This window comes from Amycolatopsis sp. NPDC051903, from assembly GCF_044452505.1.
Taxonomy (GTDB): domain Bacteria; phylum Actinomycetota; class Actinomycetes; order Mycobacteriales; family Pseudonocardiaceae; genus Amycolatopsis.
The window spans coordinates 170,243-185,394 of sequence record NZ_JBITBT010000010.1 but is presented as its reverse complement, the minus strand read 5'-3'; the positions used below and the strand labels follow the sequence as shown (position 1 = coordinate 185,394).

At 72.3% G+C, this 15,152-nt stretch carries 16 protein-coding genes and 1 riboswitch; of the genes, 9 read left to right on the top strand and 7 right to left on the bottom strand.

Going from position 1 to position 15,152, the window contains the following annotated elements; translation table 11 throughout:
* The first annotated feature begins 136 nt into the window (after positions 1 to 136).
* The 8 genes from ACIA77_RS23150 (at position 137) to ACIA77_RS23115 (ending at position 5,636) form a co-directional block, all read left to right on the top strand.
* Entirely contained in the window at positions 137 to 946 is an 810-nt protein-coding gene (locus tag ACIA77_RS23150; protein ID WP_395888010.1) for a DeoR/GlpR family DNA-binding transcription regulator, read from the top strand.
* Positions 947 to 1,070: 124 nt separating this feature from the next.
* A complete protein-coding gene (locus ACIA77_RS23145) occupies positions 1,071 to 1,541 on the top strand; it encodes a hypothetical protein (RefSeq protein ID WP_395888009.1) in 471 nt (156 codons plus the stop codon).
* A complete protein-coding gene (locus tag ACIA77_RS23140) occupies positions 1,430 to 2,338 on the top strand; it encodes a serine hydrolase domain-containing protein (protein WP_395888008.1) in 909 nt (302 codons plus the stop codon). Before ACIA77_RS23145 ends, ACIA77_RS23140 begins: the two co-directional genes overlap by 112 nt.
* Before the next feature lie 94 nt (positions 2,339 to 2,432).
* Positions 2,433 to 3,035 (top strand): class I SAM-dependent methyltransferase, encoded by a 603-nt coding sequence (locus ACIA77_RS23135; protein WP_395888007.1) that lies wholly within the window; start codon positions 2,433 to 2,435, stop codon positions 3,033 to 3,035.
* A gap of 10 nt (positions 3,036 to 3,045) precedes the next feature.
* Complete coding sequence (locus ACIA77_RS23130; protein WP_395888006.1) at positions 3,046 to 3,666, top strand: class I SAM-dependent methyltransferase; 621 nt, start codon at positions 3,046 to 3,048, stop codon at positions 3,664 to 3,666.
* Positions 3,667 to 3,738: 72 nt separating this feature from the next.
* Positions 3,739 to 3,872: riboswitch (cobalamin riboswitch) on the top strand.
* Positions 3,873 to 3,905: 33 nt separating this feature from the next.
* A complete protein-coding gene (locus ACIA77_RS23125; RefSeq protein WP_204089520.1) occupies positions 3,906 to 4,115 on the top strand; it encodes a CbtB-domain containing protein in 210 nt (69 codons plus the stop codon).
* Positions 4,116 to 4,140: 25 nt separating this feature from the next.
* Entirely contained in the window at positions 4,141 to 4,986 is an 846-nt protein-coding gene (locus tag ACIA77_RS23120) for a CbtA family protein (RefSeq protein ID WP_395888005.1), read from the top strand.
* On the top strand, positions 4,983 to 5,636 hold the full coding sequence (locus ACIA77_RS23115) for a (2Fe-2S)-binding protein (protein ID WP_395888004.1): 654 nt from the start codon (positions 4,983 to 4,985) through the stop codon (positions 5,634 to 5,636). The genes ACIA77_RS23120 and ACIA77_RS23115 overlap by 4 nt, the downstream gene beginning before the upstream one ends.
* 6 nt (positions 5,637 to 5,642) lie before the next feature.
* Here ACIA77_RS23115 and ACIA77_RS23110 read toward each other — a convergent pair whose 3' ends face one another.
* A complete protein-coding gene (locus ACIA77_RS23110) occupies positions 5,643 to 6,926 on the bottom strand; it encodes an MFS transporter (RefSeq protein WP_395888003.1) in 1,284 nt (427 codons plus the stop codon).
* Between the two features lie 641 nt (positions 6,927 to 7,567).
* Here ACIA77_RS23110 and ACIA77_RS23105 point away from each other — a divergent pair.
* Positions 7,568 to 8,770, top strand: coding sequence for a hypothetical protein (locus ACIA77_RS23105; RefSeq protein ID WP_395888002.1), 1,203 nt, complete (start codon positions 7,568 to 7,570; stop codon positions 8,768 to 8,770).
* 4 nt (positions 8,771 to 8,774) lie between these two features.
* Here the strand turns inward: ACIA77_RS23105 and ACIA77_RS23100 are convergent, their stop codons facing one another.
* The 6 genes from ACIA77_RS23100 to ACIA77_RS23075 all read right to left on the bottom strand — a co-directional run bounded on the left by ACIA77_RS23100 (position 8,775) and on the right by ACIA77_RS23075 (position 15,021).
* Positions 8,775 to 9,500 (bottom strand): alpha/beta fold hydrolase, encoded by a 726-nt coding sequence (locus ACIA77_RS23100; protein WP_395888001.1) that lies wholly within the window; start codon positions 9,498 to 9,500, stop codon positions 8,775 to 8,777.
* 96 nt (positions 9,501 to 9,596) lie between these two features.
* Positions 9,597 to 10,499, bottom strand: coding sequence for an AraC family transcriptional regulator (locus ACIA77_RS23095; RefSeq protein WP_395888000.1), 903 nt, complete (start codon positions 10,497 to 10,499; stop codon positions 9,597 to 9,599).
* Between the two features lie 904 nt (positions 10,500 to 11,403).
* Positions 11,404 to 12,195: a serine protease gene (locus ACIA77_RS23090; RefSeq protein ID WP_395887999.1), complete on the bottom strand. Its 792-nt coding sequence runs from the start codon at positions 12,193 to 12,195 to the stop codon at positions 11,404 to 11,406.
* A gap of 245 nt (positions 12,196 to 12,440) precedes the next feature.
* Entirely contained in the window at positions 12,441 to 13,055 is a 615-nt protein-coding gene (locus ACIA77_RS23085; protein WP_395887998.1) for a TetR/AcrR family transcriptional regulator, read from the bottom strand.
* 80 nt (positions 13,056 to 13,135) lie between these two features.
* Positions 13,136 to 14,248: a 3-isopropylmalate dehydrogenase gene (locus tag ACIA77_RS23080; protein ID WP_395887997.1), complete on the bottom strand. Its 1,113-nt coding sequence runs from the start codon at positions 14,246 to 14,248 to the stop codon at positions 13,136 to 13,138.
* A 17-nt stretch (positions 14,249 to 14,265) separates the two neighbouring features.
* Positions 14,266 to 15,021 carry a FadR/GntR family transcriptional regulator gene (locus ACIA77_RS23075; protein WP_395887996.1) on the bottom strand — a complete coding sequence of 252 codons (756 nt, stop codon included), beginning with the start codon at positions 15,019 to 15,021 and terminating at the stop codon, positions 14,266 to 14,268.
* Positions 15,022 to 15,152 lie beyond the last annotated feature (131 nt).

Sequence of the window (15,152 nt, the reverse complement as noted above, 5' to 3'; positions counted from 1 at the left end):
CGCGAGGCGCCGGTCCGGTCGCCACGGAAGCCACAGGAGCCACGGAAGTCCGGGACCCGCTCGCGTGCCGCGGGCTCCGTGGTCGAACACCCCCGGGCCCGCCGGTCGGGCCCGGGTACCGACCCGGAGGAGCACCGTGCCCCCTGAGACCCAGCCGTCGCCCGCCGAGGAACGGCGCAGCCGCCTCGTCGGGCTCGTCGAGGAGCAGGGGTTCTGCACCGTCGCCGAGCTGTCGAAGGTGCTCGGCGTCTCGGAGATGACCATCCGGCGCGACGCGCGCAAGCTCGTTCGCGAGGGTCGCATGCGCAGCGTGCACGGCGGTGTCACCACGTTGCCCGCCGCCGCGATCGACGGCACCGACTTCCGCGCCCGCTCCAGCCGGCACGCCGCCGCCAAGCAGGCCATCGCGCGCCGGGTGATCGAGCTGCTGCCCGACGGCGGCGCGGTCGCGTTCGACGCCGGCACCACGACCAACGCGGTGGCGAACCTGCTGCCGCCGGCGCTTCGGCTGCAGGTCGTCACCGCGTCGCTGCCGATCATCAACACCTTGCTGGGCAAGGAGAACCTGGACGTGATCAGCCTCGGCGGAACCCTGCACCAGAGTTCGCAGTCCTTCGCCGGGCCGATGACGCTCGCGGCGATCAGGGAGCTGCGGGTGCGCACGCTGCTGCTCGCCGCGTCGAGCGTGACCACCGAGGGCGTGTACTGCGGCAACCACTTCGACGCGGTGTCCAAGCGCGCCCTCGTCGACGTCGCCGACGAGGTGATCCTCCTGGCCGACTCCAGCAAGTTCGCGAGCTCCGCGATGGTGCGGGCGTGTTCGCTCGACGACGTCGACGTGCTCGTCACCGACGACGGGCTGTCCGACGAGCATCGGGCCGCGTTGGCCGCGCACCACGTCAAGGTCGTCACGGTCGCGGTCGACGAGGACCACGCCCTCGCCTGAGCCCGAAATGGTACTTTCCTAGCACCCTGATGTTAGTTTATTGACATCACCTCCCTCCGCCACTTATGTTCGCTGCACAGCACCAGCGCGAGCCCGACAGTGACGTCAAGGAGCGTGGTTCGTCGTGAGCGATCAGCCGGTGAAGCAGCTTTCCGAGATCCTTTCCGGGGCCCCGACGAACTGGGGCCGGTGGGGTGCGGACGACGAGATCGGGGCACTGAACCTGCTCGGCCCCGAACAGGTTCTCGCCGCCGCGGCCAGCCTGCGCCAAGGCCGGGTCTTCACCCTCCAGACCCGCATGGCCGACCCGGCGGGCGACCCGTTCGCACCGCACCGGCAGCGACCGGTGCGGGTCAACGTCCAGGACCAGGGCACGTGGCGCGGCGGGCTGGCGCCGGACATCCCCGGCGGCGGCCGGTTCGCCGACGACTACCTCACCACCACCCCTGGGCCGGCTACGACTTCGAGCGAGCGGAAGAAGGCTTGCGGCAAGCGAGCACCACGGCGGGCCGGCCCTGGCGCTACTCCAACCTCGGCTACCAGCTGCTCGGTCTCATCGTGCAGCGCGCGAGCGGGCTGGACTACCCGGCGCTGATCACCGAGCGGCTGCTCGGTCCGCTCGCCATGACCTGTTCCGGCGTCGGGCCGCGCGGAGCGGGCACACTGCTGCCGGGCCACGCCGGTGGGCACGAGGTTCCCCGGTGGGACCACCCGCTCGGCGCCGGTGGGGTCGAAGCGACGATCGGCGACCTGGCCCGCTTCGCCCGCGCGTGCCTGTTCCCGCCGCCCACGCCGCTGGGCACGGCGATCACGCTCGCGCAGCGACCGGTGCTGCGCGTCGAAGACGGTGCCGAGCAAGCACTCGCGTGGCTCGTGCGGCCGGGCGGCGTGCGTGAGCACAGCGGCGGAACCGGCGGGTTCAGCGCCTGCGTGACCGTTGATCACGAACGCGGGCGCGCCGTGGCGATGCTCGTCAGCACCCAGGGCAGCCCCGCGTTTTCCTCCCACCTCAAACGGGCCGCGCGACTGGTGCTGGCCGGCGAAGACCCGCGGCGGGCGAGCACACCGGCACCGTGGCCCGCCTGGCGCGACGACGCCCTCGGGATCGCCCGCGCGTTCGTGGCCGGGCACGTCGCGCGCGTGCACGCCCGGCTGGCCGCGAACGTCCGCGGCAAGATCACCGAAGACCGCCTGGCTCGGGCCTGGACGACCAGCATCCAGCCCGCGGGACCCGCGGGAGAGATCACGGTCCGCCACCACGAGATCGCCGCGTCCGGCGCCGTCGTCGCGGAGGTCGCGATCGCCTTCGCCGCCACCACCCGGCGACTGCGGATGGTCGTCCTGCCCTCCGGCGAACTCGGCGGAATGGCCCTCCTGCCGCACTCCGCTTGACCCGGTTTGCCCGTTCGGCAAACCAATTTGCCCTCCCGTCGGCCCGCGCGGCAAGTTGGTCCCACGGAGACCACCACAGCCGAAGGGGACGCCGATGACGGACCAGGACCAGGACCAGGACTGGGACGGGATGTACCGCAGCCGGGAGCAGGTGTTCAGCGGGGAGCCCAACGCGGTGCTCGTGGCGGAAGCCGCGGGGATGGCGCCGGGGCAGGCGCTCGACGTCGGGTGCGGGGAAGGGGCCGACGCGGTGTGGCTCGCGCGCCAGGGGTGGCACGTGACGGCCGTGGACGTGTCGGAGACCGCGCTGCGGCGTGGCGCCGAGAGCGGGCGCGACGTGGCCGAACGCGTCGCCTGGACGCGGGCCGACCTGAGCTGCACGGCGATGCCGGCGGGGGCGTTCGAACTGGTGTCCGTGCAGTACTTCCCGCTGCGCAAGCGCGACGACGGCGCGCTCGACCGGCTGGTCGCCACCGTGGCGCCCGGCGGGACCCTGCTGGTGACCGGGCACGATCCCGAGGACGAGGGGGTCGACTACAGCGACTACTACCGGCCCGGCGAAATCGTGCAGCGGCTGGCCGGGTGGACCGTCGAGGTGCACGAGGTGCGGGAACGGACCCGGCCGGGGCCCGAGGGGACCCACCACACGCGCGACGTGGTCCTCAAGGCGATTGCCCCGCGGCAGTCCACGGAGTGAGAATCGCGGCATGGGCCGCGAGCCGACGAGTCACGAGCGCAGGACCGGGCGTCCCTGGGACGCTTCGTACGAGGACGGGCCCGCGCCGTGGGACTTCGGCGGGCCGCAGCCGGCGTTCGTGCGGGCCGCGGACGACGGCGGGTTCACCGGCGAGGTCCTCGACGCGGGGTGCGGGTCGGGGGAGAACGCGCTGCTCGTCGCGGACCGGGGGCTGCACGTGCTGGGCGTCGACGTCGCCGAGACCGCGCTGAGCAGAGCCCGGGAAAAGGCGGCCGGTCAAGGCCTCGCGGCCGAGTTCGTGACGGCCGACGCGCTGCACCTCGAAGCCCTCGGCCGCCGCTTCGACACCGTGCTCGACTCCGGGCTGCTGCACACCTTCGACGCCGCCGAGCGGGCCCGCTACGTCGCCTCGCTCGCCGCTGCCACCAACCCCGGCGGCACGCTGTACGTCCTGTGCTTCAGCGACGCCGGACCGGACACCGGACCGCACCCCGTCACCGAGGCCGAACTGCGGGAAGTCTTCACGCCCGACACCGGCTGGCGCCTCGCGAGCCTCGAACGCGAGCGTGTGCACACCCGCTTCCACGAGCACGACGCCCCCGGCTGGTTCGCGACGGTCCAGCGGCTCTGAGTTGCTCCGTCGGGTGCTGATCTCGGCCGCTCAACCCGGCAAAGCGGCACGAAACACCCGCCCGGAGATTGACGCGCGGACAACTGGGGCCGTACCGTTCTGCCCGCGTGACGGCTACTCGGAAGCCGGTGTGAATCCGGCACGGTCGCGCCACTGTGAGCCCGAACGAGGGCGAGTCAGGTCGAGCAGCCGCCACGAGTCCACCCGCAAGGGACGCGTCATCCCCAAGGAGACAATCGATGGCCACCATCCCGGCCGACCGCTCGACCCCGGTCGTCCTGCCCGTTTCGAAGGCCGCCCTGTGGCTCGGCCTGAGCGTGGCGGCGGCGCTGCTGCTCTACTACTTCATCGGCATCGACCAGGGCGCGGTCTCGCTGTTCGGCAGCGACACCCACGTCCACGAGTTCGTGCACGACGCGCGGCACTTCCTCGGCTTCCCCTGCCACTGACGCGCACGGAAACGGACAACCGAACATGGAGAAGAAGCTCGTCCTGCGCGGCCTGCTCGCCGGCGCGCTGGGCGGCCTGCTGGCGTTCGTCTTCGCGCGCATCTTCGCGGAGCCGCAGATCCAGGCCGCCATCGACTACGAGTCCGGCCGCGACGCCGCGCAGGAAGCCCTCGACCACGGCGGCATGGCCGGCATGGCGCACGACGGGCCGGAGGTGTTCAGCCGCGCCGTGCAGGCCAACGTCGGCATCGGCGCGGGCATGATCCTCTTCGGTGTCGCGATGGGGCTGCTGTTCGCCGTGGTCTACACGGTGTGCCTGGGCCGCGTCGGCCAGGTGCGCGCCCGCGTGCTGGCCGTGCTCGTCGCCGGAGCGGGGTTCCTCGCCCTCTACCTCGTGCCGTTCCTGAAGTACCCGGCCAACCCGCCCGCCGTCGGCCACGCCGACACGATCGGCGCGCGCTCGGGGCTCTACCTCGGGATGGTCGCGGCGTCGATCGTCTTCCTCGTCGGCGCCGTGGTGCTGGGCCGCCGTCTCGCACCGAAACTCGGCACTTGGAACGCGACGCTGGTCGCGGGCGCCGCGTTCGTGGTCGTGTCGGCGGTCCTGATGGCGCTGCTGCCGTCGCTGGGGCAGCTTTCGGCCAACGTCGCCGAGTACGGCGCGCAGCCGACCGAGACGCCGCTGCCGCTGAAGAACGACGCGGGCGCCATCGTGTACCCGGGGTTCCCGGCCGACACGCTGTTCGCGTTCCGCCTCAACTCGGTGCTCGCGCAGCTGATCCTGTGGACCACGATCGCGCTCGTGTTCGGCCCGCTGGCCGAGCGCGTGCTCTCCGGCGGCCGCAAGGAGACGGCCACCGCCGCCGCGTGAACCCGTTCTTCACCTACGACACGCACGCCGCGGGCGCCGAGCCCGCGGCGTCGTGGCGTCCGCTGTCAGAGGTCCTCGACGACGGGTTCGTGCTGCGTGAGCGTGTGGCGCGGGTCCGGAGCGTCCTGGCCGCCGGCGGAGGGGACGTCGAGCTGCGCGTCGCGGCGTCCGTGGCGCACCTGGGCCTCGCGGCCCGCCTGCTCTCCCCGGCACTGGCCCTGGCGGCCGCCGGCAGGGGCGCCGACTACGCCGATGCCTGGTGGCAACCCGAGGTGGGCGGCGCGTTCCCGCTGTCGCTGCCGGTCCCGCGCAAGACCGGCGACGTGGTCGAGCACTTCGCAAGCCACGTCCTCGACGGCCCGCTCGCCCGCCTCGACCACGCCCTCGACGCCTTCTCCGTGTCCGGAACCATCCGCCGCGGCAACGTCGCCTCCGCGCTCAACGGCGCCGCCACGATGCTGCGCCAGGACCATCCGGAGTGGACGTCCGAAGTGGACACCATCGTCGAGCGGCTCTTCGCGGTGCCCGCCCTCGCCGGCACGTTCACCCGGGAGGGCGGGCGCTTCCGCCGCCGCAGCTGCTGCCTCATCTACCGCGCCGCGCCGGGGCACGACGGGCCGAAGTGCGGCGACTGCGTCCTGCTCGGCTGAGCCCGCTCAGCTCCGCCGCGGCGCCAGCAGCAGCGCGGTGAAGGTGACGGCACACGCGAGCACGATGTACAGCGCGATCACCCACGACCCGCCGAACCCGGCGAACAGCGCGGCGGCGATGAACGGTGCCGGGCCGCTCGTGATCAGGCCGCCCACCTGGTAGGCCACGGACACACCCGTGTAGCGGTGTTCGGCGCCGAACAGTTCGGCGAGGAAACCGGCCATCGCGCTGTAGGTGGTGGCGTGGCCGAGGGTGAACAGCAGGAACATCGCGACGAGCACGGCGATCGGGGCGCCCGTGTCCAGCAGCCAGAAGAACGGGAACGCCACGGCGGCCGAGTAGACGGCGCCGCCGAGGAGCACCTTGCGGCGGCCGATGCGGTCGGCGACGATCGCGACCAGCGGCACCGCCGCGATGTCCACCAGGGACGCGATGATCAGACAGGTCAGCACCGTGCCGCGGGAGACGCCGGCTTCAGCCGGGCCGTAGGACAGCACGAAAACGCTCGCGATGTAGAACGGGATGTTCGTGCCGGCCTGCGCGAAGACGCCGACGAGCACCGCACGCAGCGAACGGCGCAGGGTGTCCTTCAGCGGGAACGACGGCACCTCGGCGCGCGCGAACTCCGGCGACTCCTCGAGCCGCGACCGCACGTACAGCCCGACGGCGATCAGGACCACGCTGGCCAGGAACGGCAGCCGCCAGCCCCAGCTCAGCAGCTGGTCCTTCGGCAGCTGCTGCACCGCGAGGAACGCCCCGGCGGAGAGCACGAGCCCCGCGGGCACGCCGGCCTGCGGCCAGCTGCCGTAGAACGCGCGCCGGTTCGGCGGGGCGTGCTCCACGGCCATGAGCACGGCGCCGCCCCACTCACCGCCGACCGCGAACCCCTGCAGCAACCGCACCAGCACCAGCAGGATCGGCGCGGCGACGCCCATCTGCTCGTAGGTGGGCAGCAGCCCGATGGCGACCGTTCCGCCGCCCATCAGCAGCAGCGACAGGAACAGCATCCGCTTGCGGCCGACGCGGTCGCCGAAGTGCCCGAACACGATGCCGCCGAGCGGGCGCGCGACGAACGCGACGCCGAACGTCGCGAAAGCCGCCAGGGTGGCGGCGAGCGGGTCGAGCGTCGGGAAGAACTGCTTGCTGAACACGAGCGTCGCGGCCGAGCCGAAGAGGAAGAAGTCGTACCACTCGATGGCGGTCCCGATGAAGCTCGCGAACGCCACGCGCGCGGGTTTCACCCGCGCCGCCTGCTGCTGATCGACAACCACGACAACCTCCAGCGTCATCGGTGAGAGGGCACGGCCGCACGCGGCACGGACCCGTGCCGGCGCACTGGCCGCGGAGTGGACACCGCCGGCTCCGGCGCGTACCGGGACGAGCGGTGGGCGCCCAGGTCGCCGATCTTCAAGGCCGTGACCTGGGACGTTGCGCGGAACGATACAGTGTACGGACCGATCGGTACAAGAGGTCGGAGGAAGTTGATCGAGGCGGGTGGGAGCGCTCGGGCTCGGCCGGCCGCCGGGAGTGTTGGCGCTGATCGTCAACGCCGAGACGCGGTGCCGCCAGTCGGGTGGACTTGGTCCGGACCACGGCAGCGCGGCACGGGCCGACGGCTCGACCCGATAGCGGGCCCCTCGATGCGGCCGCCGACGTCCCCGCTTGTGGCGCGAGGCCGGGATCGACGCGGCGTGGTCGCCGGGTCGAACTCCTTGTGCGCCAGGAAAGGCCGGTGGGGCCGCGTCCCCCGGCCGGTTGCACGGCCGTTGCCGTACCCGGGGAAGCGACCGCCGGATGAGTACTGAGTGGACAGTCGGCGACGCGGAGGTGTACCGCGCTTCGTTGCGGCATTAGGGGTATTGCGCGATCGGGTGCTCACCCCTAGCCTGTGCCGCGAACGCAGACTTGACTTCTGGGGGGTCTCATGTCGGTGCGTCGTCGTGTTCTCGTCGCCTCGCGGGCGGTGCTCGCCGCGGGGGTGCTCGTCGCCGGAGCGGTCGCGGCCTCACCACCGGCGATCGCGGCCACCGCGCCGACGAACCTGCCGACCAGCCAGTACACGCTGAGCGCGGACTACCACCAGTTCGACGCGGTCAACTCGGCACTGGTCTCGACGCTCGGCACCGCCGCGGTGCACACGGTCATGGACAACGCGAACCACGACCGCACGGCGCTGCCGTCGTCGGTGTCGGTGGCCGGGTTGTCGGACGGGTTCCGCTTCGACAGCGGCGACAACTCCGACTGCACGAACTACCCGCAGGGCATCACCACGAGCCGCGACGCCGTCGGCACCGCCAACAGCGGCAACTACGACGGCCACCAGCTGGTGCTCGTGAGCTGGTACACCAAGAGCGCGTGCGACGGTGACCAGACCCGCAGCCGCATCACGCTCGTCGACTGGGACGCGACGTACCCGAACAAGTACCGCAAGATCCTGCTCGTCGAGCCGACCGGGACCTCGGCGGCGCCGGACTTCAAGGACATCCCGATCCACGCCGGCGGCGTTTCCTGGTACGGCGACTACCTCTACGTCGCCGACACCGGCCACGGCATGCGCGTGTTCGACCTGCGCAAGATCCTGAAGACCGACACGGGTGGCACGGCGGGCCAGATCGGGCACCAGACCGGCAGCACGTACTACGCCCACAACTACGCCTACGTGCTCCCGCAGGTCGGCACGATCACCTCGAAGACCACGTCGGGCACCAACCTGGTGTGGTCGTCGATCTCGCTGGACCGCGTGAGCAAGTCGATCGTGATGGCGGAGTACACCTGCCAGTCCGGCTGCACCGCCTACCCGAACCGCGCGCCGCGGGCCGTGCGCTTCCCGTTCGCCGCGGGCGCGACGACGTTCGCCGCCACGACCACGGCGAGCGAGGCGCTGCAGCTGCCCTGGTACAACCTCAACGGCGTCGCTTCGCACAACAACCGCTGGTGGTTCAACTCCTCGGGCCAGAAGCAGCTCTACTACTGGACCCCGGCGACCGGCCCCGCCACCCACGCGTGGGTCTCGAGCGGCGAAAGCCTGTCGTACTGGGAAGACGACACCAAGGCCGACCTGTTGTGGACGCTGCAGGAAGGCGCGGGCAACCGCAACGTCTTCGCGGTGACGCAGGCGACCTACGGCCCCTGACGGCTCAGTCGCGCGCGGCTTCCTCGATCGCCGTGGCGAGCCGCTCGGGTGCGGTGAACATGACCTCGTGGCTGCCGGGCAGCTGCACGAGGCGGTACAGCCCGAGCCGGCCCGACATGCGCGGGTGCCAGCCCCACTCGCCCGGCGGCAGCGCGGTGTCCTCGGTGGCGTTGATGTAGCTCTTCGGCAGCCGGGTCGCGTAGAAGCGCGTGAGGTCGAGCTTGTCCAGGAACGGCTGGTACGGCTCGGTCGAAAGCTGCTGGTAGGTCGAGGCCGCGAGCTCGGCGTCGGCGTCCTGGATGAACGCCTCGCGCCAGATCGGGAAGGGGAGCGTGACGGAGTTGTCGTCGCTCGCCGCCGCCGACTGGGCGAACAGTTCACGGTAGTGCGGGGGCACCTCGTCGTCGAGGCAGTTGCCGGGCTGCGGGACGAAGGCGTTCCAGAAGATCAGCCGCTTGAGCCGATCGGGGATCTCCTCGGCGACGCGGGCGACGACGGTGCCGCCGAAGCTGTGGCCGAGCAGCACCACGTCGTGCAGGTCGGCGGCGGTGATCGCGTCGACGATCGAGCGCAGGCAGTCGTCGTGGGTCACGTCCTTGGGGACGCCGGGCCCGTGCCCGGCGACGGTCGGGGTGTGGACTTCGTGGCCGCGGCCGCGCAGGACGGAGGCGACCGGTGCCCAGAGGCTGCCGTCGTGCCAGGAGCCGTGGACGAGGACGATGGTGGCCATGGTGAGTTCCCTTCGTGCCTGGTGGTGGCCGGGAAGTTAGCCCGCGGAGCGCGGGTGCGCTGTCCGGAATCCGCGGGCCGGCCGAAACGCGCGGGGTCAGCGGCGCAGATCGGCCGAGGGGGCCGTGCCGAACGTGCGCCGGTAGTCGGCGGCGAAGCGCCCGAGATTGCCGAAACCCCAGCGTTTCGCGACTTCGGCGACGGACGTGGCCTCGCCCGCGAGGAGTTCGGCGTGCACGCGCTCCAGGCGGACCTGCCGCAGCCGGGCCGTGGGCGACGTGCCGAGCCGGGCGCGGAAGTGGTCCTGCAGCGTGCGCGGCGCGACGCCGGCCGCGGCGGCGATGTCGAGCAGCCCGATGTCCGCCCCGGCGTGGGCCTCGAGGTACTCGCACGCCCGGCGGACGACGGCGGCCGCGTTCCGGTGCCGGCGCGCCGGGGCGGGGCCGCCGAACGATTCGAGCGCGGCGACCGCGACGAGCTGCGCGACCGACGTGGCCATGGGTGCGGTGAGCAGGCGGTGGGGGAGGACTTCGCGGACGACGAACCGGGTGACCGCGTCCCACGGCCGCGGATCGAGTGCGATGCCGGTGCGGATGGCGACGCCCCGGCCGGACGTGGCCGCGGCGCGGGCGAGCAGCTTGCCGGGCAGCTTCACGGTGAGCAGGCGGCAGCCGGGGCCGAACGCGAGGTCGTGCTGGGTCCGCGCGTCCAGCGCGACCGTCTGGCCCGTGCCCGCGCGGGTGCTCGCGCCGAACCCCAGCGAGCCGGCCAGCGGGCGGGAGAAGAGGACGAAGTCCTGGAACGGCACGGGGTTGACCTGCACCGCGTCGTCGCCGTAGGACAGGTCGTACACGCTGAGGTCGGTGCTCTCCGCTTCGGCGTGGCGGGCGTGGAAACCGGCGCCGCCGGGCGTGATCCGGTGCGGGCAGTAGGAGCTGATGAGCCGGGCCCGGGCCTGGTCGGCGTCGCGGGTGTCCAGCCGGACGGTCATGCCCTCCATCTCGCCTCCTCCACCCGGCCCGCCGCTTCGTCGGGGCCGGCCGGATGGCGGCAGAGCCTACCTCGCCGGCGGGTGGGTGCCCAGCCCGCCGGCGAGGCAGACCCCGGCTCGCCGGCGAGGCAGGCCAGCCCGCCGGCGAGGCAGACCCTAGCCCGCCCGTGAGGCAGGCCAGCCCGCCGGCGAGGCAGACCCCGGCTCGCCGGCGAGGCAGATTCCAGCCCACCGGTGAGGCAGACCCCGGCTCGCCGGCGAGGCAGTACCCGGCTCGCCGGCGAGGCAGTCCAGCGTGTTGGCGAGCCAGATTCCACCCCGCCGGGGAGGCACAACCCAGCCCGCCGGTGAGGCAGGCCAGCCCGCCGGTGAGGCTGGCTTTGCCCGCCGGGGAGGCGCAACCCAGCCCGCCGGTGAGGCAGGCCAGCCCGCCGGTGAGGCTGGCTTTGCCCGCCGGGGAGGCGCAATCCAGCCCGCCGGTGAGGCTGGCTTTGCCCGCCGGGGAGGCGCAATCCAGCCCGCCGGTGAGGCAGGCCAGCCCGCCGGTGAGGCTGGCTTTGCCCGCCGGGGAGGCACAACCCAGCCCACCGACGAGGCAGTGGAAAGCTGGCGTTGAGGATTTGCTCAGCCCGCCGGCGGGGCAGTCCAGCCCGCCGGGCGAGGCAGGGGAAGCTGCCGTTGAGGATTTGCCCGGCTTGCCGGCGAGGTAGTCCAGCGTGTTGGCGAGCCAGATTCCAGCCCGCCGGGGAGGCGCAACCCAGCCCGCCGGCGAGGCGGTGGAAAGCTGCCGTTGAGGCATTGCCCGGCTCACCGGGGAGGCAGCCCAGCGCGTCGGCGAGGCAGCGGATGGCCGTCGGCGAGGCAGTGCCCAGCCCGTCAGGCGAGGCGGTGCCCTGCCCGCCGGCGGGAGACGTCAGCCGATGTGGGAGCTGATCACGGAGTAGTCGTTGCCGACGTTGGTGTACACGCCGGGGAAGCCCTTGCGCGCGCAGCCCTGGCCCCAGGACACGATGCCGGCGAGCTTGCCGTCCACGTAGGCCGGTCCGCCGGAGTCGCCCTGGCACGAGTCCTTGCCGCCCTCGGGCACGCCCGCGCAGAACATCGTCGCCGTGTCGTAGTTGTCGCCGATCTTCTGGTACGCGTCGGCGCAGGTGTTGTTGTCCGCCACCGGAATCGTGACCTTCAGCAGCTGGTCGGACACGTCGCCGCCCTCGGACGTCGTGCCCCAGCCGACCACGGTCACGTCGGTGCCGGTCTTGTACGCCGGGTCGTCCGCCGACTGCACGAGCGTGGCGGGCTTGTACGAGAGCTCCTTGTCCAGCGTCAGCACGGAGTTGTCGTGCTGCATGCCGTCCATGGTGAAGCCGGGGTTCTGCCAGACCTCCTTCACCCCGGCCTTCTCGCCCGTGGTGTCGGAGAACTTCGTCTGCCCGCCGATGATCTGCATCTGCCCGGCCTTCACCCCGTCGGTGCAGTGCGCCGCCGTGAGCACCTTGTCCGGTGCCACGAGCGTGCCCGCGCAGTGCTGTTGGCCGTTCACGTTGAAGATCACGGTCGCCGGGAACTGGTCGATGGTCGTCGGCGTCCCGCCCACGATCAACGGCCCCTGCCCGGCGGACGCCGCCGGCGCCCCCGCGGCGGCCACCACGCCGGCCGCCGCCACCGCGGCCAGCGCGGTCACCAAGCGCCTCACGTCTGCCTTCATCACCCTTGCTCCCTTCGGAGATCCCTCGGATCGCGATCCTGAGCAGACCAGAGCCGCCGGGGTGGGGGTTAGCTACGAAAGTCGTGACCTGAAAACTCCCGAAGATAGTTGGTTTTTCGCCGACTCGCCCTGCGGCACACGGAGGTCCGTCACTGTCAGGAACTCGGCCGGGCCCGAGCAGGGGGCGTTGTTCGGCTGTGCTGCCGGCCGCGAGAACGAGATGGGTCGGCCGGGCCGGTGTCCGCTTAGGACGGTGCGCACAGCGCGCGCCGGGCGTTGTCGGCCAGCCAGCTTTCGGCCCGGTCGAAGGTCCAGGCCCGGTCGCGCACCAGGCTGAACCACGCGGACTGGCCGAGGTGGAACCACAGGAAGTCGACCGCCTCGGTCACGGTCAGCCCGGGCCGGGCGCCGGGCGCGGTGATCAGGTGGCCGGCGACGTCCGTCAGCGCGGCGAGGAACTCGCGGTTCGCCGCTTCGAGGACCTGGGCGGCCGCCGGCTCGCCGTAGCACTGGGGGATGAGCGCGACGAGCGTCGGCCAGTGCCGTTCGTGCGTGCGCCGCACGCCGGCCGCTGTCGCGCGCACCATCTCGGCCGCCGAGCCCGACGCCGCCACGACCGCGAGCGTCTGCGCGACGGCGGGGTCGTGCACGGCTTCGTCGATCAGCAGACGCAGGATCTGTGCCTTGCCGCCTGCGCTCGCGTACACCGTCGGCACCGCGACGCCGGCGCCATCGGCGATCTGGGCGATGGTCACCGCCGCGTAACCCCGCTCCGAGAACAGCCGCCGGGCCGTCTCGACGATCGTCGTCCTCGTGGCTTCCGCCGCCTGGGCCCGCCGCGGGGAGTGATAGTTCGCCACGACGCCAACGTAACACCGCGGGCCGCGGCGAAACCGCTGCGCCGGCCGCGTCCCGGAACTGCCCGAGATCCGGAGAGCGGTCAGGCCAGTGCGCTGATCAGCGACCGCGCGGGATCCCCGATCGCCGACGGGTCCACGGTGGACACCCGCTCGGCGACGCGCGCCCCGATCTCCGCCGTCGTCGCGCCCATGTCCGGGCCCGCGAGGGCGGGCAGTTCGGCGAGCACCGACGTGGCGGCGGCTTCCAGGGCCAGCGCCGCGTCGCGCTCGCCGAGCGTGGCGAGGCAGAGGCTGGCCGAGAGGATGGCCGCGACGGGGTTCGCCCAGCCGCGGCCGGCGATGTCGGGCGCGGAACCGTGGACGGGCTCGAACATGCTGGGTGCGGTGCCCGCCGGGTTGTGGTTCGCGCTGGCGGCGACGCCGAGTCCACCTTGGACGGTCGCGCCGAGGTCGCTGATGATGTCGCCGAAGAGGTTGTCCGTGACGACGACGTCGAAGCGGCCCGGGTCGAGCGGCAGGTGCAGGCACATGGCGTCGGCGTGCACGTAGTCGTGCTCGACGCCGGGGTGGTCCGCGGCGACCTCGTCGACCACGTCCTGCCACAGCCGGCCCGCGTGGACGAGGATGTTCGTCTTGTGGCACAACGTCACCTTGCGCCTTCGCCGCGCCGCCAGGCGGAACGCGAACTCGACGATCTCCCTCGTGGCGGCCACGGTCGTCACCGAGTTCTGCAGCGCCACCGCGTGCGGGGTCCCGGCGTGCGTGGTCGACCCGCCGCCCGCGTACAGGCCTTCAGTGTTCTCCCGCAGCACGACCAGGTCGCAGTTCTCCGGCGTCACCCCCTTCACCGGGCTCTCCACGCCGGGGTAGAGCCGCACGGGCCGGATGTTCACCGACTGCCGGAACGCCACGCGCAGCGCCACGATCAGCCCGCGCTCCAGGATCCCCGGCGCGACGCGCGGGTCGCCGACGGCACCGAGCAGGATCGCGTCGTGCTCGCGCAGCTTCTCGACGGTCGGCTCGTCGAGGACCACCCCGGTGCGCAGGTAGTGCTCGGCGCCGAGGTCGAACTCGGTGGTGCCGACGGCGAAGCCGAACTTCCCGGCCGCCGCGTGCACGGCGGTGAGCGCGGCCGCGGTGACGTCCGGGCCGATGCCGTCGCCGCCGATCACGGCCAGGTGGTGCGTGCGCATGCAGACCTCCGTCGGGTTCACTCGGCGCGGCCGGCGGCGTCGAGCAGCTCGAGCCGGCGCCGGTCTTCGGGGGAGAGCGCCCGGCCGTACACGGCGGTCAGGCTGTGGCGCGACAGCGTCGCGGCGGCTTCGGCGTCGCCGCGTTCGATGGCGTCGTAGACCTCTTGGTGCGTGCGCACGAACTCCGCGCGCACCTGGCCGGTGCGGGTCGAGGAGTCCACGGTGTCCCGGACGAGGTCCACTATGGCCTCTTCGATCACGTCGTTGATGATGTCCATCAGCGCGTTGCCGGCCGCCTTGCGGATGGCGGCGTGGAACTGCGCGTCGGCGCGCGCGAACGCCTCGGTGTCGCCGGGTTCGGCGCCGGCCATCAGCCGGATCGCCTCGGCCATTTCGTCGAGGTGCTCCTGCGTGCGCAGGTGGGCCGCCAGGAAGTTGGCCGTCGAGCCGGTCATCATCCGGTACTGCACGAGGTCGACGAGCGAGATCTGCTCCACCTTCACCGCGCCGTTGAGCATGCGCGAGATGCCCTGCGTCATCGACGCCGACACGCGCGGGCCCTTGTGGCTGCCGGGACTCGTCTTGATCAGCCCCATGTTCTCCAGGATCCGCAACGCTTCCCGCACCGTGGAGCGCCCGACCGAGAACTGTTCGACCAGCGCCCGCTCCGAAGGCAGGTAGTCACCGGCCTTGAACCGGCCGTCGTAGATGGCGGCCTCGATCTGCGCGACCACGGACTCGAAGGCGCGTCCCTTGGTGACGGGGGTGAACATTCCGCAATCCTCTCGTGCCCACCTGCCCGGGGTCGACGGGGGCGAAGTGGCCGGCGGGAACGTCTTGACCCCATCCGGGTGCCGATGAATGATGGCTCCCGTCAACCTAGCATCTGGTCAGACCAGATGCT

Bases quoted from the DNA above. Each gene is read 5' to 3' on its own strand.
- ACIA77_RS23110 (WP_395888003.1), bottom strand. From the start codon at position 6,926: ATGACGCTGGAGGTTGTCGTGGTTGTCGATCAGCAGCAGGCGGCGCGG.
- ACIA77_RS23125 (WP_204089520.1), top strand. From the start codon at position 3,906: ATGGCCACCATCCCGGCCGACCGCTCGACCCCGGTCGTCCTGCCCGTT.
- ACIA77_RS23095 (WP_395888000.1), bottom strand. From the start codon at position 10,499: ATGGAGGGCATGACCGTCCGGCTGGACACCCGCGACGCCGACCAGGCC.
- ACIA77_RS23075 (WP_395887996.1), bottom strand. From the start codon at position 15,021: ATGTTCACCCCCGTCACCAAGGGACGCGCCTTCGAGTCCGTGGTCGCG.
- ACIA77_RS23120 (WP_395888005.1), top strand. From the start codon at position 4,141: ATGGAGAAGAAGCTCGTCCTGCGCGGCCTGCTCGCCGGCGCGCTGGGC.
- ACIA77_RS23080 (WP_395887997.1), bottom strand. From the start codon at position 14,248: ATGCGCACGCACCACCTGGCCGTGATCGGCGGCGACGGCATCGGCCCG.
- ACIA77_RS23135 (WP_395888007.1), top strand. From the start codon at position 2,433: ATGACGGACCAGGACCAGGACCAGGACTGGGACGGGATGTACCGCAGC.
- ACIA77_RS23130 (WP_395888006.1), top strand. From the start codon at position 3,046: ATGGGCCGCGAGCCGACGAGTCACGAGCGCAGGACCGGGCGTCCCTGG.
- ACIA77_RS23090 (WP_395887999.1), bottom strand. From the start codon at position 12,195: ATGAAGGCAGACGTGAGGCGCTTGGTGACCGCGCTGGCCGCGGTGGCG.
- ACIA77_RS23100 (WP_395888001.1), bottom strand. From the start codon at position 9,500: ATGGCCACCATCGTCCTCGTCCACGGCTCCTGGCACGACGGCAGCCTC.